This window comes from Dyella sp. C9 (genome assembly GCF_003332825.1).
In the GTDB taxonomy this organism is placed as follows: Bacteria; Pseudomonadota; Gammaproteobacteria; order Xanthomonadales; family Rhodanobacteraceae; genus Dyella.
Map to the genome: position 1 here is coordinate 1 of NZ_QIRF01000025.1, position 18,087 is coordinate 18,087.

An 18,087-nucleotide genomic window follows, 5' to 3' on the forward strand; every position below is an offset into this window, starting at 1 on the left:
CGCTCGAGTCACTTTTCTTTTGCTGGCCCACGCACGCGCCTGGAGCGCGTGCGAACGGCGAAGCCGGCCCGTAGGGCGCAGGGCAGGATGCCCGAAGTCAAAGAAAAGTAACCCAAAGAAAACGGCCTTCAGAGCCAGTGCTGGCAGCAGTCCGCCGGGAAAAGCTTTGGAGATTCAGGAGCCCGGAGGGCGAACGTCCTCGCAGGTCGACCGCAGCTACACCGCAACGCGCCGTGGCGCTGAGGACTTAAAGCCGGTAGAGCAGCGCGGTGTGTAAGCGGATGTTACCCCAGCCTCTTCTCATACCGCCAAGCATCCGCCCCATCCCCGTAGTAACGCTCATAGCGGCCGATGCGCACGTAGCCCAGCCGCTCGTACAGGCGGATGGCCGCGTCGTTGTCGGTGCGCACTTCCAGGCGCAGCACCTTGCAGCGGCGGCGCCTGGCGACGTGCTCGGCGGCGTCGAGCAGGGCCGAGCCTACGCCCTTGCCGCGCGCCTCCACGTGCGTGGCGATGGAGTACAGGCGGGCCACGTGGGTGCCCTTGCGGAAGAACACCACGGCGGTGCCCAGGAAGCGGCGATGGTTGGCGCTGGCCACCAGCACCGTCGCGGTCTCGCTGTCGAGATGGCGGCGATACTGCGCGCGGCTCAGGCGGTCGGGGGCGAAGCTGCTTTCCTCCAGCGCCACCAGGTCATCGAGGTCGGAGAGTTCGGCACGGCGCACGCGCACGGCGGCGGTCGCGGGCATCGGGGGCATCAGTGGCGAATTCCGTGGGCGGGCAGGCAGGTCCGGCGGCGCACTCTAGCCCCCGGGTCTCGCCGGGGCAATCATGACTTCTGGTGCATTTAGTCGGGCTTCAGTGCCACGCCTTGTGCGGCGCCCCGCATGTGCCACACTGCGCCCCTTCTGCGGTGCCGCCCCGTTCTCCCCACGCGACGACACTTCCAACTGATCGAGGTGTCATGACCCGTCTCGTCATCGTTGTGGAGAAAGCTTCCGACTGGAGCTCCTACTACCCGTCCGTCGACGTCGTCACCGCCATGGACTACCTGCGCGAGCCGGTGGGCCTGGACGACGAGCGCACCCACGTCATCAACCTCTGTCGCAGCTACAAGTATCTGGGCACGGGTTATTACGTCTCGCTGCTGGCCGAGGCGCGCGGGCACCGCGTGATGCCTTCGGTGCGCACGGTCAATGACTTGCGCCGCCGCTCGCTGTACGGCCTGGACATCGAGGACCTGAGCACCAAGCTCACCCATTTCCTGCCGGCGGGCGGCCGCGACACCACCGACTTCGGCATCCTGGTCTACTTCGGGCAGACCGCCTACCCCGCCCTGCAGGATCTCGCGCGGCAGGTGTTCGAAATGTTTCCCTGCCCTTTGCTGCGCATCGAGTTCGAGCGCGACCGCGTGTGGCAGGTCAGTGCGATCAAGCCGGTGGGCCTGCATACCCTGGTCGACGACCAGGAAGACGCCTTCGCCGAGGAACTGGACCGCTTCAGCAAGAAGCTGTGGCGCAAGCCCAAGGCGCGCAAGCTCTATCGCTACGACATCGCCATGCTGGTCGATCCGGCCGAGGCGATGCCGCCGTCGAACAAGAAGGCGCTGAAGTCCTTCATCACGGCTGGCAAGGAACTGGGCATCGAGGTCGACCCGATCGGCAAGAACGATTACCAGCGCCTGGCCGAATACGACGGGCTGTTCATCCGCGAGACCACCGCCAGCGACAACCACACCTACCGCTTCGCCCATCGCGCGGAGAAGGAAGGCATGGTGGTGATCGACGACCCGACCTCGATCCTGCGTTGCACCAACAAGATCTTCCTCAACGACCTGATGGTCTCGCGCAAGCTCGCGGTGCCGCGCACCGAGATCCTCTATCGCGACGACAGCAAGGGGGTCAAGGAAGTCGCTGCGCGGCTGGGCTATCCGCTGGTGCTGAAGATTCCCGACGGCTCGTTCTCGCGCGGCGTGGTCAAGGTGGAGAACGAGGCCGCGCTGGGCAAGGCCACCGCCGAACTGTTCCAGCACAGCTCGCTGCTGCTGGCGCAGGAATTCGTCTACACCGAATACGACTGGCGCATCGGCGTGCTGAACAACCAGGCGCTGTACGCCTGCAAGTACTACATGTCGCGCGGCCACTGGCAGATCTACAACCACGGGGCCAAGGGCACCGCCAAATCCGGCGGCTTCGAGACCATCCCGATCAAGGACGCCCCGGCCGACGTGGTGAAGCTGGCGCTGAAGGCCACCCAGGCGGTGGGCGATGGCCTCTACGGCGTCGACCTCAAGCGCGTGGGCGACAAGCCGGTGGTGATCGAGGTGAACGACAACCCATCGATCGACGCCGGTGTGGAGGACGCCTTCCTCGGCGAGGAGTTGTACCTGCGCGTGATGCGGGAGTTCCTGCGGCGCATGGAAAACAAGCGATCCGGCATCGCCGACTGAGCGGTACACGGCATGCCCTGCAGGAGCGGAGCGCACTCGGTGCGCGACCGGATCGACGCAGGGACGAGGGGCGGGTAGTGAGGGCGCCAGGTCCGGCTACCTGGCGCCAGCTCGCAGGTTGCGACGGAGGTGGGGACCCGTGCCCTTAGCCGTTCATTCCTCGTCCCTCGGCTTCCTGCAAAGGGCCTGACGTGGGTGGGGTGATTCCGGCAGCCCGTCCATGGACCGCCGTCACGCTGGCGCCTTCCGTGGCGCCGCTCCCGCGAGGTGCCCAGCCATCCCAAGCCTTCGCATGGAGCCCCACGCCGCGGCGTTCCGGCCACGGCATCCACTGCCAAGTGAATTCGTTGTCGCTCAGTTCCAGATCAGCTGCGCGGCGCGGCGGCGGCGCGGGCGGGCCAGCGCCAGCAACTGGCGCGGCAGCGACGGTTCCAGCGCCAGCAGCACCGCCAGCGGGGCGCCCAGCAGCCAGAACGCAGGCGTCCAGCCCAAGGTGCGGGTATGCGCCGGGACCAGGGTGGTCAGCAGCAGCACCGTGCCAGCCAGCAACCACAGCAGTGCGCCACCGAGCAGTCGTTCGTGGCGGATGGAGTCGGCGTTCGGGCGCATGGCAGTGATCCGGTCGGTTCAGGTGGGCGCAGCGTGCCGGGGGTCGGTCTCATAGCCTGCGATGGCAGGCGCGGCGCGGGTTCGGGCGCTAAAATAGGCGGTCAGGTTTTCCCGGGGCACGCTTCCCGGGGCATCGAATCCACAAGGAGCGCGCATGAGTGCAGGACAGTTCGCGGTGTTTGGCCATCCCATCAGCCATTCGCTGTCGCCGCAGATCCACCAGGCCTTCGCCCGCCAGTTCGGCATCGAGCTGGAGTACCGCACCATCGATGCCGCGCCGGCGGAATTCGAGGCCGCCGTGCGCCGGTTCTTCGCCGAAGGCGGCCGTGGCGCCAACGTCACCCTGCCGCACAAGGCGGCCGCGCTGGCGCTGGCCGACGAATGCAGCGAGGCCGCGCGCCGCGCCGGCACCGCCAACGTGCTGACCGCCCTCCCTGGTGGCCGCCTCGCCGCCCACAACACCGACGGCGACGGTCTGGTGCGCGACATCGCCGAGCGCCACCAGGTGGACCTGCGTGGCCACACTGCCCTGCTGCTTGGCGCCGGCGGCGCCGCACGTGGTGTGGCCTGGACCCTGCTCGACGCGGGGGTGGAGACGCTGACCATCGTCAACCGCACGCCGGAGACCGCCGACGCGCTGGCCGATGCCATCGGTGAACCGGCGCGCGCGCATACGCGTTACTGGGAAGACCTTGCGGACCTGGGCGCCTTCGACCTGATCGTCAACGCCACCTCGGCCGGCGTGCTGGGTCGCTCGCTGGACCTGCCGTTCGCCATCGTCGGCAACCGTGCGCTGTGCTACGACCTTTCCTACGGCAAGGCCGCCACCGACTTCCTGGCCTGGGCCCGCACCGCCAAGGCGCGCTATGCGCTCGACGGCCTGGGCATGCTGGTGGAAACGGCGGCCGACAGTTTCGAGCTGTGGCACGGCAAGCGCCCGGACACCGATCCGGTGTACGCGCAGCTGCGCCAGCAGTACGGCTGAGCCATGCGAATGCCGGCGCCATGAGCACGCTCGCCTGCCGCGCCGGTTGCGGGGCCTGCTGCATCGCCCCGTCGATTTCCTCGCCGATTCCCGGCATGCCGCAGGGCAAGCCGGCCGGCGTACGTTGCGTGCAGCTCACGGATGACAACCGTTGCGCGATCTTCGGCCAGCCGGAGCGTCCTGCCGTATGCGGGGCGCTGCGACCGGACGCGGCGATGTGCGGCCCGCACCGCGAGCACGCCATGGCCTATCTCGCCGCGCTGGAAGTGGCCACGCGAGCAAGCTGACAAAGCCTTCACGACCGGCATCACGCCGCGCGGCCGTATGGACGGCCGTGTGACGCCGGGCCGTGCTAGCGTGCGCGGTACAGGGGGCACGTCATGGGGAGCAACGTCATGGTGCCTGAGGGTCTCGTCCGCCATCGCATGGCGATAGTCGTTCTGTTGGCCATGCTGGGCGGTGGTCTTGCCGCGCCCGCTGGCGCCGATCCGGTGATCGGTTCCAGCAACGTGGTGGTGGCCGATCCAGGCGTGCCGCGACCACCGGGACAACCTTGCGTGGTGAACCTGTTCACCAACGTCAGCTTCGACGACTTCAGCCCGCGCCCCTACAGCTACGCACCACCGACCGCATGCCAGGGCGCGTGGGCCAAGGTGGTGCTGGAGGCCGACTTCTCGGTCACCGCCGGACGCCAGTACGACCGCACCGCCACGCTGTGGCTGGCGGGCGTGAATCTGTATTTCGGCACCACCCAGGAACCGTCGGCGACGGTATCGCCGGCCTGGCATGTGGAGCGCGACCTCACCGATTACGCCACCCTGCTGCGCAGCACGGGCCAGGGCCAGGCGGTGATCGGCAACCTGGTCAACAGCACCTATACCGGCGTGATCCACGGCAGCGCGCGCCTGCTGTTCTATCCGGCCAGCGCGCAGGCGCGCGCCGCGGACGTGCCCGACGCGGTGTATCCGCTGGGCAGCGATCCGGTGGGGAGCACCGCCACGCTGAGCACGCCCACCGACCAGCTGGTGCGCACGCTGACCCTGCCCACCAATGTCGAGCGCGCCTATCTCGACGTGTTCACGCAGAGCCAGAGCAACGATGAGTTCTGGTACACCTGCGTGCCCGACGCCTATGCCTCCGAACTGCAGGACTGCGGCGGCGGCAATTTCCGCGAGGCCGAGATCAGCATCGATGGACAGCCGGCCGGCGTGGCGCCGGTGTACCCGTGGATCTACACCGGTGGCATCGATCCGTACCTGTGGCGGCCGACGCCCGGCGTGCAGACGCTGAACTTCATGCCGTATCGCGTGGACCTCACGCCGTTCGCCGGCGTGCTGAGCAACGGCCAGCCGCACCAGGTCGCGTTGCAGGTGGCCGGCGCCAACGGCTACTTCGCCGCCACCGCCACCTTGCTGGTGTATCGCGACGCGCACGCCAGCCAGGTCACCGGCGGGATCACGCGCAATACGCTGGTGGGACAGGCGCCCACGCCCAGCATCGGCAGCACGCTGACCACGGCCAGCAACGGCGACATCTCGGGTGACATCACCACCCGCCTCGATCGCAAGTTCGTGATCGAGGGTTATGCACAGACCTCGAATGGCCGCGTCACCAGCACGGTCACGCAGGACGTGGGCTTCCATGACGTGCAGGGCTTCACCATCAACGCCAGTACCTATCGCCAGCAGGTCACGCAGGACACCTGGTCCAACAGCGTGAGCCAGAGTCGCCTGGGCAAGCTGCTGATCGTCGAGCGTCGCCAGCACTACCAGTATCCCCTCCTGTTCGTGTACGACCAGTTGGTCGCCGCCGACGGCAGCGGCACCGCGGCCAGCAGCGTGCAGCAGGGTTATGTGCAGCATGGCGAGCAGCGCATCTTCGGCGGCCTCGCGTACGCCTATGACGTGCACAACCATGTGGTGAGCAGCGATACCTTGCAGTTCGATGCCAGCGGCAACATCACTGGCCATGCTGGCCAGCAGAGCGCGCAGCGTTTCGATTTCGGCGACAGCCGCGGTGGTTGCTATCGCACCTCGCTCACCACCCAGTCGGGCGCATTGGCCAGCTACAGCACGGGCAAGGGTTGCCCGGACCAGCAGAACCGCGTGTCGTGGCTGGCCCACCCTGACGGCTCCCCGGACAGCAGCCTGCTTCCCGGGCACTGAGCGGGTTGTCGGTGCACACGCGGTGCCGATCTGCGCACCGCGTGTGAACTGCGTCACAGTTGGATGCGCGAGGCAACATCACCGCAATATGGCCTCACTAAGCTGGCGCGCCTCGTCGGCGTGCTGGTGCGCCGGCCTCAACTACGGCCATTCCGCGTCGCTCATGTCACCTGTTTCCCTGCGTCGTACCCAAGGCTCCGTCAGTCCTTCCTTCCTGATCGTGCTGGCCGCCGTGCTGGCGGCTGGAGGCGGGATCTTCTGGTGGCTGAAGTCGCATGCCGATGCCGACGATCCCGCCCCGACGACGGTTGCCGCGGCCGGTCCGGCCACCCACGACGGCACGGGTACCGGCGAGTTGCTGCAGCGTGCACACCAGGCCATGGCTGAGCAGCGACTGGTGGCGCCAGCTGGCAACAATGCCTTCGAGTACTACCTTGCCGTGCTACGCCGCGAACCCGGCAACCAGGCGGCGCAGGACGCCCTGCGCGAAATCTTCCCGTTCGCCTCGCGTGCCGCCGAGCAGACCATCGACGATGGCAACGACGCCGAGGCGCAGCGCGAGATCGAGTTGCTGGCCAAGGCCGATCCGCAAAATTACACGCTGACCTTGCTGCAATCGAAACTGCAGGCCGCGCGTGACACCGCCGCCCAGCAGGCGCAGCAGGCCAGCAAGCGCGACGGCGCGGCAGCCGCGGGCAATCGCCCGTCCGCGGCGCAGCCTGCTCCGGTTGCACCGGCACCGACATCGGTACCCGCTGCCGCGCCCGTTGTCGCGAGCGGCACGGCTACCGTCGCCCACGCGCCGGACACCCAGGCATCGAGCGAATCGGCACTGTCGCGCGCACACGTCGAATCGACGCAGGTGGTCGCCGCGGCCGTGGCGCCGGCACGGCCCCGCGCGAACGCCGTGGCGAGCGCCGATGCCTCCGGCGTGGCTGCGCCCGTGCTGACCCAGCGGATCGAACCGGTGTATCCGCCGGAGGCACGTCGCGCCAGGCGCCAGGGATGGGTCGACGTGACCTTCACCGTGCAGCCCGATGGGTCGGTGGCCGCCGCCGCAGTCGCCGATGCAGATCCGAAGTACGTGTTCGACCGCGCGGCGCTGGCCGCGGTGTCGCGCTGGCAGTTCGCCCCCGGTACCCAGGATGGCAAGCCGGTGGCGGCGCAGGTGCGCCAGCGCATCGAATTCAGGCTCTGAGCGGGCCGCTGGGCGGGCGCATAATCGGCTGCATCCACCAAGGAGGCCTGACATGCGCCGCTCGTTGCTGCTTGCCGTGTTCACCAGCGCCATCGCACTCGGTGCGTGCCAGATGCCCACCCATCCCGCGCCGGCGCCGCTGCACGGCTACGTCACCGACATGCATGCCTTCGACGCCTTCATCAGGACACATCCGACGCCGGATCAATTCCGCGCGACGTATCCTGATGTGCAACTGGTGATGCCCGGAAGCATCACCACCATGGAATTTCGCACCAACAACAGCCGTTACTTCGCGCAGCTGGACAACGACGGTCGCATCACCGGCGGCCACTTCGGTTGAGCGGATATCCGGGCGTCACTGCATGGACGTCCATTCGCATGGACAGCCAAACGCAAGTCACATCGCTGACATCATGTAACGCTAATGTGACAGTTCCGCCGGGGCCCTGAGGGGCAGGTGACCCTGTGCGCGGTTCCCCCTGGTCAAGCGGTGCCATGTCTCGTTTCGCTACTCTCGCGCCACGCCAGCGCATGCTCATCGGTGGTTCCCTGGCTGCGGTGCTGATCCTGGCCGGAGGTACTGCCTGGTGGTTGTCGGGTGCCCGGACGCCGGGCGGCAGCGCCAATGCCGATGTGCAGGCCTCGGGCGGCAAGGACGACAGCGGCGTGGGCATCCTGCTCGACCTGGCCAAGACGGCGGTGAGCGAGAAGCGCCTGGTGGCACCGGCCGGCAGCAACGCATACGAGTTCTACCTCAGCGTGCTGCAGCTGGATCCGCAGAACAAGGCGGCGCAGGACCAGCTGCATGATTCGTTCGAGGCGGCATCCGCCGATGTCGAACGCGCGATCAACGACAACGATCTGGACGAAGCCCAGCGCGAGCTGTCGCTGCTGCGCGAGTTCGACAGCACCAACTACATCCTCTCGCTGCTGGGCGGCAAGCTGGATGCGCAGCGCCAGATCCAGATTCGCCAGGACGAAGCGCGCGCCGCAGTGATCCAGGCCCAGCACGCCGCCTCCAACAGCGGCTCGATGCTGTAAGCCTCAGCGCAGCAACGGTCCGGCACGCCGCAGCAGCAGCTCGACCAGTTCGGGCTGCATGCAGTCGTAGCGGTCGGGAATGTCCAGGCACACTACGCGCTTGCCGCGCAGCCGCGCGCCATGGCGCGATTGCAGCCGGCGCCGTTGCCCCGCATCCATCACCACGACGAGTTCGGCCCAGTCCAGCTGCTCGGCCGACAACGGCGTTTCCGCGTCGTCGGCCAGGCCGGCCGAATCCACCTCGATGTGCGGCCACGCGCCGAACACCACGGCGGCGGTGGGGCTACGCAACCGGTGGCGGCTGCACAGGAACAGCACGCGACGCGGCGTCATCGTGCGGCGAGGTAGTCGTCCTTGATCCGCACGTAGTGATCGGCCGAGTAGTGCAGCTGCTCGATCTGCTTGTCGTTGAGCACGCGCACCCGCTTGGCGGGGTTGCCCAGCCACAGCTCGCCCTCGCCCACCACCTTGCCCGGCGGAATCAGGCTGCCGGCGCCGACGAAGCCATGCTTCTTCACCACCGCGCCATCGAGCACGGTGGCGTGCATGCCGATCAGGCAGTAGTCCTCGATGGTGCAGGCGTGGATCACCGCACCATGGCCGATGGTGACGCCCTCGCCCACGATGGTCGGTGCGCCGCCCGGTGAGTACGGGCCGTCATGGGTAACGTGCACCACCGCGCCGTCCTGCACATTGCTGCGCGCGCCGATGCGGATGAAGTGCACGTCGCCGCGCAGCACGGCGCCCGGCCAGATCGAGACGTCGTCACCGAGTTCGACCGCGCCGATCACCGTGGCTGCCGGGTCGACGTAGACACGCTGGTGCAGGGTGGGCCAGATGCCCTTGTATTTGCGTAGTGGATCCATCCCTCTATGTTACCCCTGCGGCGCGCACAGGGTGCGCTCTTACAGGAGATGGCTTGCGCCGCGCTCCAGCTGTTCGCGCGTATGCAGGTAGCCGGCCTCGATCGCGCGTTGCCAATCCTTCCAGTCCAGCATGCCGATGTGGTCCAGCGGTGGCGTGATCAGCAGGTCGGCACGCGCGCGCCGGTGTTCGCTCGGCCCTTCGCTGTTGACCATGGCCGCGCGCACCAGGGTGGACAGCAGCCCGGGCCGCTGGATGTCCTGGCGTGGCCACAGCAGCTGCCACCACGGCGGCGTGGCGTATTCTTCGGCGGTGGTGAGCAGCGAGATCTCGGCGCGGATGTCGATGGCGGTGATGTGCGCGATGCCGTCGTCGGACATCACGTCGGTGGGCAGGTTGTCGACCAGTGCGCCGTCCACGTACACCCGTCCGTGGTGCAGCACCGGCGGCAGCACGCCGGGAATCGCGCTCGACGCACGCAGCCATAGCCACAGCGGTCCACGCCGGTGCACCACCATGCCCTCGCCGGACAGGCAGGTGGACACGCAGAAGAACGGCAGCGTGAGGTCCTCGATGTCCAGCGCGCCGAACGCGCGCCGCAGCATGGCCGCGGCGCGGCGGCCACGGGTGAGCGCCACCACCGGCACGGTCCAGTCCGACAGCGGGCGGCCTTCGACGAAGTCGCGATGGAACGACTCCACCATGGCCTCCAGTTCCCAGCCGGCCGCCACGCCGGCGCCGATGATGGCGCCTATGCTGGTGCCGCCCACGGCATCGAACTGGTGGCCCGCTTCGCGCAGTGCGCGCAACGCGCCCAGGTGGGACACGCCACGCGCACCGCCGCCGGCCAGCACCAGCCCGCGCGCATGGCCGCTGACCAGGCGCGCCAGCCGTGGAATATCGTTTTGTCCGCCCACGTGGTGGTGCTGCAGCTCGCCACTGAATTGGGCCCGCCAGCGTTGCGCGGCGCCGAGCGTGGGCTGGCGCCCCGCATGCAGCAGGATCAAGTGGCGCGGGCGATGTCCGACCCGCGACGGATGCATCGGGGCAGCCTCCGGCCATGGCCGGGCAGGCTGGGCGGCCAGCGCGGGCAACAGCAGCACGTCAGCCTGGCGCAGGCAGCGCTGGCGCCACACCGGGTCACCGTGGCTGTCGAGATAGATCACGAAGCGCGCCTGCGCTTCGCGCTCGGCGAACCAGTCGCTGCCGCGTCCGGCGCCGTGCTCGGCGTCGATCACCACACAGTTGCCCCACTCCTCCAGCGCCATTGCCAGCTGCATCGCCAGCGAGCGCGCCGGCACCTCGGGCGATGCCGGCAGCAGGGCGAAGGTGCGTGGTGCATCGGGCTCCCGGTCGCCCTGCAGACGCTGCTGCATGCGCGCGATGGCCAGCCGAGCCACGGCCAGCATGGCCTGTGGATAAAGGCGGGTGAGGGCCTCGAACGCGGCGCGGTCCAGCCGCAGCAGCTCGGTGTCGCGCAGGGCCCGGGCGGTGTGCTGGCGGCCCTCGCCGGTGATCAGGCCGACCTCGCCGACGCTGTCGCCGGCCGCCACCAGCCGCACCCGTTCGGTCGGCCCCTCGAATACGCCCAGACTGCCCGCCACCACCAGGTACAGGGCATCGGCGGGATCGCCGTGGCGGAACAGGGTGCGGCCGCCGGGCAGGGAAAACCAACGAAGTTCAGGGACCAGCGCGGCGAGCGCCTCGTCCCCCAGGTGCCCGAACACGTCGCTTCGACGCAGCAGGGCGGAGAAATCAGGCATGGGCATGGCGCGAGAGGTTAGGCGGGCGATATGACAATTCATGAGAGCCGCCCGACCCGGGCCCCTTGGCCAGCTTGATTTCGCCTGGGGGCATCGCCACGCTGGCATGCAGCCCGCAGGCATGCTTCCGGCAGCCGGGCCCCAGGAGACACCATGGAACAGAACAATCCGCTACTGACCGATGACGCACTGCCGGCGTTCTCGCAGATCCGCCCCGAACAGGTCACCCCGGCCATCGACACCCTGCTGGCCGATTACCGCGCCGGCATCGATGCGCTGACCGCACCCGGCGCGTCCCACGATTTTGCCAGCGTCATGCTCACCCAGGAGCGGCTGGAGCAGCGTCTGGCCCGCGCCTGGGCGCCGGTGGGCCACCTGCACTCGGTGGCCGACAGCGAAGCCCTGCGCGAAGTCTATGGACCGGCCGAGGAAAAGCTCACCGAGCACGCCATCGAGGTGGGCCAGAACCGCGCGCTCTACCAGGCCGTGCAGGCGCTGGCCGATGCTCCGGGCTTTGCCGGCCTGCCGCGCGCCGAACGCGCGCTGGTGGAGCACGCCCTGCGCGACTTCCGCCTGTCCGGCGTGGCGCTGGAAGAACCCGCTCGCACGCGCTACCGCGAGATCGGTGTGGAGCTGAGCCGCCTGTCCACGGAATTTTCCAACGCGGTGCTGGACGCCACCGATGCGTGGCACGAGCACATCACCGACGAACGCGACCTCGCCGGCATTCCCGAGTCGGGCCGTGCGGTGCTGCGCCAGTACGCCAAGGAACAGAACCTCGACGGTTACCTGGTCACGCTCAAGCAGCCCAGCGTGCAGGCCGTGCTCACCTACGCCGACAACCGCGGCCTGCGTGAGCGCGTGTACTGGGCCTACCAGACGCGCGCCTCCGACCAGGGCCCGCAGGCCGGCAAGTACGACAACAGCGAGCGCATCGAACGCATCATGGCCTTGCGCCACGAGGCGGCGCAGCTGCTCGGTTTCGCCAATGCGGCGGAAGAATCGCTGGCCACCAAGATGGCCGGCTCGCCGGCACAGGTGATGGAATTCCTGCACGACCTGGCCGCGCGCGCACGGCCGGTGGCGCGCGAGGAGCTGAATCGCCTGCGGGAGTTCGCCACCACTGAGCTCAAGCTCGACAACCTCGAATCCTGGGACGTCGGCTACGCCTCCGAGAAGCTGCGCCAGCAGCAGTACGACCTCGACGAGGAGCAGCTCAAGCCCTACTTCCCGCTGCCGGCAGTGATCGAGGGCTTGTTCGGCCTCACCGACCGTCTCTACGGCATCTCGCTCAGCGTGCGCGAGGGCGTGGATGTGTGGCATCCCGACGTGCGCTACTACGACGTGCGCGATGCCGACGGCCGCGTATTTGCCGGCGCCTATGTCGACCTTTACGCGCGTACCGGCAAACGCGGTGGCGCATGGATGGACGTGTGCCGCGCGCGCTTCCGCGATGGCGACAACGAACAGCTGCCGGTGGCCTTCCTCACCTGCAACTTCGCGCCGCCGACCGAGGGCCGCCCGGCCCTGCTCACGCATGACGACGTGCTCACCCTGTTCCACGAGTTCGGCCACGGCCTGCATCACCTGCTGACCGAGATCGCGTTGCCGTCCATCGGCGGCATCGACGGCGTGGAATGGGACGCGGTGGAGCTGCCCAGCCAGTTCATGGAGAACTTCGGCTGGAACCGCGAGGCGCTGGACCTGTTCGCGCGCCACTACGAAACCGGCGAGCGCCTCCCCGACGAGCTGTTCCAGCGCATGCTGGCCGCCCGCCATTTCCATGCGGGCCTGTTCCTGGTGCGCCAGCTGGAATTCGCCATGTTCGATTTCCGCCTGCACCTGGAATACGACCCGGCCAACGGCGCACGCACCATGGAGGTGCTCGAGGAAGTGCGCCACGAAGTGGCGGTGCTGCATCCCCCGGCGTGGCAACGTTTCCCGCATGCGTTCTCGCACATCTTCGCGGGCGGCTACTCGGCGGGTTATTACAGCTACCTGTGGGCCGAACTGCTCAGCGCCGATGCATTCGGTGCATTCGAGGAGAACGGCGTGATCCATCGCGCCACCGGCGACCGCTTCCGCGCGGAGATCCTTGCGGTAGGCGCGAGCCGCCCGGCGCTGGAAAGCTTCATCGCCTTCCGCGGCCGCCCGCCGGAACCCGAGGCGATGTTGCGCAGCCACGGACTCGCCTGATCCACACCGCCGCCGCCCGGCCCCGGGCGGCGGTACGGGCATGGCTTACAATGCGCCGATGAAAATCGCTTCGTGGAACGTGAACTCGCTGAAGGTGCGCCTGCCGCACCTCACCCAGTGGCTGGCCGATGCGCGGCCGGACGTGGTGGCGCTGCAGGAAACCAAGCTGGAGGACGCCAAGTTCCCGGTCGACGAGCTGGCTGCTGCCGGTTATCGCGCCGTGTTCTCCGGCCAGAAGACCTATAACGGCGTGGCCCTGCTCGCGCGCGCCGATGCGCACGAAGGCTTCGACGACGTCGTCACCGACATTCCGAACCTGGACGATCCGCAGCGCCGCATCCTCGCCGCCACCGTGGGTGGCGTGCGCGTGGTCGACCTGTACGTGGTCAACGGCAAGGCCATTGGCGACGAGAAATACACGTACAAGCTGGACTGGCTGGCCAGGATGCGCGAATTCCTCGCCCGCGAGATCGAACGCCATCCCAACCTGGTGGTGCTGGGCGACTTCAACATCGCGCCGGATGACCGCGACGTGTACGACCCGATCGCCTGGGGCGAGGACATCCTGTGTTCGCCGCCCGAGCGCGAGGCACTCAAGCGCATCACCGACCTGGGCCTGCACGACAGCTTCCGCCTGTTCGAGGATAGCGGCGAACACTTCAGTTGGTGGGACTATCGCCAGGGTGCGTTCCGGCGCAACATGGGTCTGCGCATCGACCTGATCCTGCTCGGCGACGCATTGAAGGCAAAGGCCACGGCGGCAGGCATCGACCGCACGCCGCGTACGTGGGAACGACCCTCCGATCACACACCGGTGACGGTGGATCTGGATATCTAAGGCAAAACAGGCAGCTGGATGAATACACCCAAGAGCGACTGGCCCAGTTCGCTGGACGACAACGAACTCGAGGAACTGGACCAATACCTGCGCGCCCACGTCGGCGAGGGTGACCTGTTGCTCGACGGCGTGCACGGACTGCTTTCGGCGCTGGCGGTGGGGCCAACCCAGGTGCTGCCCGACGAATGGCTGCCCGAGGTTCTGCACGAGCCGTTCGCCGACGAGGCCGAGGGCAACCGCGTGCTGGCGCTGCTGGCCAAGCTCAACGATTCCATCAGCGCCGAACTCGACGTCGACGCCTACGAGCCCATCCTCGGCGAGATCGATACCGAGGCCGGCCCGGTGCTTTCGGCCGCGGGTTGGTGCGAGGGTTTCAGCCGCGGCATCGACCTGCGCGCGGGCCTGTGGGAGAAGCGGCTGGCCGACGATCCGCAGTTGATGGAGCTGCTGGGCCCGGTGATGGCGCTGGCGGTGGACGAGGGCATCCTCAATGCCGAGGCCGAGTTCGAGAAGCTCAGCGACGAGGAGTACGACGAGTGCCTGACCCAGGTGCCGGGCGTGCTCAATGCGGTGAACCAGTACTGGAACGCGCATCCGGTGACCGAGGCCGAGATCGAGGCGGCGGTGAAGACCATCAGCACCGAAGAGGACCACACGCAGCCGCCGCGCCAGCGCAGCGGGCACTGGGTGCACTGAGCCGGCGCGCGCACGGCAGGCCGTTGCGATGGACCTGAAGGACTACTTCCGCAGGCTGGCCCGCTACCACGCGTGGGCCACGCGCCGCGTGCTCGACAGCGTGGCCCCGCTGAGCGATGCGCAATGGCATGGCGACGCGGGGCTGTTCTTCCGTTCCGTGCATGGCACCGTCAATCACCTGCTGGTGACCGACGACATCTGGTACGGACGCTTCGCCGAGCAGCGTTCGCTGCAGTTGCCGCTCGACGCCGAGCTGCATGCCGACCGTGCGCCGCTGTGCAGGGCGCTGCTTGCCGCGGTGGATCGCTGGGCCGGCTGGATCGACACGCTGGACCCCGCGCGGCTCGACGGCGAGCTGCACTACACCCGCAACCAGGGCATCGCCGTGCAGGTGCCGTTCGCACCCACGCTGGGACATGTGTTCAACCATGCCACCCACCACCGTGGCCAGCTCAGCGCGGCAGTGACCGCCATGGGCAGGCAGGGCCCGGAGCTGGACTGGGTCTACCAGCTGCGCGAGGAGCAGGCGCCACCGCGCTGAGCCGCGCCGGCGTTTCCATCGCTGCAGCGAACAATCCGTTCCCTGTTCGGGTCTTGGGCCGCGCACGGCGCGGCATCATCATGGTGGACAGTCCACGTACTGGAGACCAGCCATGACCGAACGCAGCATCCTCCGCCGCATCCGCGGCATCGACACGTCCGACGGCGCGGGCGTGCGGCTCAAGCGCGTGATCGGCCAGCCGGGCCTGGACATGCTCGATCCGTTCCTGCTGCTGGACGAGTTCCGTTCCGACCAGGCGGGCGATTACATCGCCGGCTTCCCCGAGCATCCGCACCGTGGCTTCGAGACGGTGACCTACATGCTGGCCGGCCACATGAAGCACCACGACAACCACGGCAACAGCGGCGACCTGGTGCCGGGCAGCGTGCAGTGGATGACCGCCGGCCGCGGCATCCTGCACTCGGAAATGCCCGAGCAGGAAGACGGCCTGATGTGGGGCTTCCAACTGTGGGTGAACCTGCCGGCCAAGGACAAGATGATCGCGCCGCGCTACCAGGACATCGGTCCGGAGCGCATTCCGGTGGCACGCCCGTCCGAGGGCGTGGAAGTGAAGGTGATCGCCGGTGAATTCGGCGGCGTGACCGGCCCGGTGGCCGAGATCGTCACCCAGCCGATCTACCTCGACATCGCCGTGCAGCCGGGCGCCTCGGTCACCATCCCGCTGCCGGAAGGCCACGCCGGCTTTGCCTACGTGTTCGACGGCAAGGACGCGGACGTCGCCGGCGAACCGCTGGCCCGCAGCGAACTGGCCGTGCTCTCGCGCAGCGGCGAACTGCGCATTGCCGGCCGCGACGGCGCGGCACGCGTGCTGCTGGTGGCCGGCCATCCGCTCAACGAGAGCGTGGCGCGCTACGGACCGTTCGTGATGAACACGCCCGAGCAGATCCACCAGGCCATCGCGGATTTCCGCGCAGGCAAGTTCTGATCGACCGGGGCGGCCCATGGGCCGCCCCGGGGTTTCCAACCGATACGGACCCGCCCATCTCCGACGGCGCCTTGCCCCCTCTCCCCTCGGGAGAGGGTTCGAGTCAGGGTACGCACTTGCCCCAGGCCTCTGACCATCGCCCAGCCAGGCGCCATGGCCAGCCCTGCACCCTCTCCCCAGCCCTCTCCCGAAGGGAGGGGGTATGAGGCAAGCCCCTCAAGCCCCTCCCGTCCTCGCCGATCACTTCCTCGTAGTAGGGGGAATCTGGCGGTGGCGGCACGGATGGCGCGTTCGATGCATGCCATCCGTGCCTGCCGCCGGGTTCACAAAATCAGCAAGTTAGCCCGGCTGACGGGTTGTAAAACGATCTTGGACTGTCGTTAAATTAGGATTAATCCAAAGGGGTGCAGACGGCTGTAGTATGAATCTACAGTTCTTGCAAAGAATTCATCTATAACTCGTTGTATTCATTATTATGAATGCCCTGATTACTCTCATTGTCCTGGCCTTGATCGCGACGTTCGCCACCGCGATCAAGCGCGTACCGGCCGACCAGGTGCATAGCCTCTATCGCCGGGGCAAGCCGTATCGCCTGCTGCAGCCGGGCATCCACATGAGCCTTCCGCTGATCGACCGCGTGGAGCACCGCATCGCCCTGAGCGGCCAGGTGCTGCGCTTCCAGGAGCCGCTGCCGAACCAGCACGACGTGCGCGGCACGGTGTACTGGCAGGTGCTTGAGCCCGAGCGCGCCGATGCGGTGATCGAGCAGGCCGACCAGCTGATCCGCGGTGGCGCCCTCGCCGCCCTGCGCGACGAGCCGGAGGCCTACCGTGCGGACCGCCGTGACCTGGGTTCGCGCCTCAAGCAGGCCATGAACGGCGCCCTGCGCGAGCGCGGCATGATGGTCACCCGCGTGGAACTGGAATTCGCCTGATCCGGAAGACTGCCGGTCAGGCCCATGGCGAAGGTCGCCCCAGAGCGGCCCGCCACAGGGGAGTCACTTGAAACCCGCTACGGCGGGTTTTTCTTTGCGCACGGGCCCGTCGCGCTGGCATCGCGGCCCCCACCCCCGGATACTTGCGGCCCCGTTTCTCCAAGGCGCATCACCCATGTCCTCCCGTCACGACCTGCAAAACCGGCTGGAACGCGGCATCGCCACGCTCGGCCTGCAGCTGCCGGAAGGCGCGGTGGAGCGCCTGCTCGACTACCAGGCGCTGCTGGGGCGCTGGAACGCCACCTATAACCTCACCGCCATCCGCGACCCGGCCGAGATGGTGAGCCGCCATCTGGTCGACTCGCTGGCGATCCTACCGTTCGTGCGCGGCGCGACGCTGGCCGACCTGGGCACCGGCCCCGGCCTGCCGGGCATTCCCCTGGCCATCGCCGCACCGGAGCGCGAGGTGCTGCTGGTGGACTCCAACGGCAAGAAGGTCCGCTTCCTGCGCGAAGCGATCCGCTCGCTCAAGCTTGAGAACGTGCGCGCCGTGCAGTCCCGCGTGGAAGAGGTGGAAGGCCAGTTCGACTGCATCACTGCCCGCGCCTTCGCCAGCCTGCACGACATGCTGGACTGGGGTGGTCATCTTTTGACCAAGGACGGCATCTGGCTGGCCATGAAGGGCAAGCATCCGGAGGAAGAGCTGCCGGGCGTGCCGGAAGGCTTCGAGGTGCGCGCCATCCAGGCGCTGGACGTACCCGAGGTGGGTGGCGAGCGTCATCTGGTGATCATCGGGCGGGCAGGCCGTCAAGCAGGCTGCTAATCTAGCCCCCTTTTCACTCGCTCACGGTAACGACGA

19 protein-coding genes are annotated in these 18,087 nt (G+C 68.0%); 14 read left to right on the forward strand and 5 right to left on the reverse strand.

The genetic code is table 11. The features are described from left to right. Window positions 1-284: 284 nt before the first annotated feature. Window positions 285-758 (reverse strand): N-acetyltransferase, encoded by a 474-nt coding sequence (locus DVU99_RS19035; RefSeq protein ID WP_198670392.1) that lies wholly within the window; start codon window positions 756-758, stop codon window positions 285-287. A 206-nt stretch (window positions 759-964) separates the two neighbouring features. Here DVU99_RS19035 and DVU99_RS19040 point away from each other — a divergent pair, with 206 nt between their 5' ends. After that, window positions 965-2,449: a RimK family protein gene (locus DVU99_RS19040; RefSeq protein ID WP_114241814.1), complete on the forward strand. Its 1,485-nt coding sequence runs from the start codon at window positions 965-967 to the stop codon at window positions 2,447-2,449. Between the two features lie 354 nt (window positions 2,450-2,803). On the opposite strand, the gene DVU99_RS19045 is transcribed toward DVU99_RS19040, so the two are convergent. Continuing rightward, window positions 2,804-3,058: a hypothetical protein gene (locus tag DVU99_RS19045; RefSeq protein ID WP_114241815.1), complete on the reverse strand. Its 255-nt coding sequence runs from the start codon at window positions 3,056-3,058 to the stop codon at window positions 2,804-2,806. Between the two features lie 154 nt (window positions 3,059-3,212). On the opposite strand from DVU99_RS19045, the gene aroE reads away from it, so the two are divergent. The 6 genes from aroE to DVU99_RS19075 all read left to right on the forward strand — a co-directional run bounded on the left by aroE (window position 3,213) and on the right by DVU99_RS19075 (window position 8,450). After that, complete coding sequence (gene aroE, locus DVU99_RS19050; protein WP_114241816.1) at window positions 3,213-4,043, forward strand: shikimate dehydrogenase; 831 nt, start codon at window positions 3,213-3,215, stop codon at window positions 4,041-4,043. A 20-nt stretch (window positions 4,044-4,063) separates the two neighbouring features. Beyond that, window positions 4,064-4,330, forward strand: coding sequence for a YkgJ family cysteine cluster protein (locus DVU99_RS19055; protein ID WP_114241817.1), 267 nt, complete (start codon window positions 4,064-4,066; stop codon window positions 4,328-4,330). A gap of 138 nt (window positions 4,331-4,468) precedes the next feature. After that, complete coding sequence (locus DVU99_RS19060) at window positions 4,469-6,208, forward strand: peptide-N4-asparagine amidase (protein ID WP_232823666.1); 1,740 nt, start codon at window positions 4,469-4,471, stop codon at window positions 6,206-6,208. A gap of 163 nt (window positions 6,209-6,371) precedes the next feature. Further along, on the forward strand, window positions 6,372-7,406 hold the full coding sequence (locus tag DVU99_RS19065) for an energy transducer TonB (protein WP_157971489.1): 1,035 nt from the start codon (window positions 6,372-6,374) through the stop codon (window positions 7,404-7,406). 52 nt (window positions 7,407-7,458) lie between these two features. Continuing rightward, window positions 7,459-7,749, forward strand: coding sequence for a hypothetical protein (locus DVU99_RS19070; RefSeq protein ID WP_114241819.1), 291 nt, complete (start codon window positions 7,459-7,461; stop codon window positions 7,747-7,749). Between the two features lie 155 nt (window positions 7,750-7,904). Then, entirely contained in the window at window positions 7,905-8,450 is a 546-nt protein-coding gene (locus tag DVU99_RS19075) for a hypothetical protein (protein ID WP_114241820.1), read from the forward strand. A gap of 3 nt (window positions 8,451-8,453) precedes the next feature. Here the strand turns inward: DVU99_RS19075 and DVU99_RS19080 are convergent, their stop codons facing one another. The 3 genes from DVU99_RS19080 to DVU99_RS19090 are packed head-to-tail and all read right to left on the reverse strand — an operon-like array spanning window position 8,454 to window position 11,077. Beyond that, complete coding sequence (locus DVU99_RS19080) at window positions 8,454-8,783, reverse strand: low molecular weight protein tyrosine phosphatase family protein (protein ID WP_114241821.1); 330 nt, start codon at window positions 8,781-8,783, stop codon at window positions 8,454-8,456. Then, the gene (locus DVU99_RS19085) at window positions 8,780-9,316 is read right to left on the reverse strand and encodes a gamma carbonic anhydrase family protein (RefSeq protein WP_114241822.1); all 537 of its coding nucleotides are present in this window, start codon (window positions 9,314-9,316) and stop codon (window positions 8,780-8,782) included. Before DVU99_RS19085 ends, DVU99_RS19080 begins: the two co-directional genes overlap by 4 nt. Window positions 9,317-9,355: 39 nt before the next feature. Continuing rightward, on the reverse strand, window positions 9,356-11,077 hold the full coding sequence (locus DVU99_RS19090; RefSeq protein ID WP_232823667.1) for a patatin-like phospholipase family protein: 1,722 nt from the start codon (window positions 11,075-11,077) through the stop codon (window positions 9,356-9,358). Between the two features lie 153 nt (window positions 11,078-11,230). On the opposite strand from DVU99_RS19090, the gene DVU99_RS19095 reads away from it, so the two are divergent. The 7 genes from DVU99_RS19095 to rsmG all read left to right on the forward strand — a co-directional run bounded on the left by DVU99_RS19095 (window position 11,231) and on the right by rsmG (window position 18,051). After that, a complete protein-coding gene (locus DVU99_RS19095; RefSeq protein WP_114241824.1) occupies window positions 11,231-13,273 on the forward strand; it encodes a M3 family metallopeptidase in 2,043 nt (680 codons plus the stop codon). Between the two features lie 58 nt (window positions 13,274-13,331). Further along, complete coding sequence (xth, locus tag DVU99_RS19100) at window positions 13,332-14,111, forward strand: exodeoxyribonuclease III (RefSeq protein WP_114241825.1); 780 nt, start codon at window positions 13,332-13,334, stop codon at window positions 14,109-14,111. A gap of 18 nt (window positions 14,112-14,129) precedes the next feature. Continuing rightward, window positions 14,130-14,807: a YecA family protein gene (locus tag DVU99_RS19105; RefSeq protein WP_114241826.1), complete on the forward strand. Its 678-nt coding sequence runs from the start codon at window positions 14,130-14,132 to the stop codon at window positions 14,805-14,807. Between the two features lie 28 nt (window positions 14,808-14,835). Continuing rightward, complete coding sequence (locus DVU99_RS19110; protein ID WP_114241827.1) at window positions 14,836-15,348, forward strand: DinB family protein; 513 nt, start codon at window positions 14,836-14,838, stop codon at window positions 15,346-15,348. Window positions 15,349-15,460: 112 nt separating this feature from the next. Then, window positions 15,461-16,294, forward strand: coding sequence for a pirin family protein (locus DVU99_RS19115; RefSeq protein ID WP_114241828.1), 834 nt, complete (start codon window positions 15,461-15,463; stop codon window positions 16,292-16,294). A 475-nt stretch (window positions 16,295-16,769) separates the two neighbouring features. Continuing rightward, window positions 16,770-17,228, forward strand: coding sequence for an SPFH domain-containing protein (locus tag DVU99_RS19120; RefSeq protein WP_114241829.1), 459 nt, complete (start codon window positions 16,770-16,772; stop codon window positions 17,226-17,228). Window positions 17,229-17,403: 175 nt separating this feature from the next. After that, on the forward strand, window positions 17,404-18,051 hold the full coding sequence (rsmG, locus tag DVU99_RS19125; protein WP_114241830.1) for a 16S rRNA (guanine(527)-N(7))-methyltransferase RsmG: 648 nt from the start codon (window positions 17,404-17,406) through the stop codon (window positions 18,049-18,051). Window positions 18,052-18,087 lie beyond the last annotated feature (36 nt).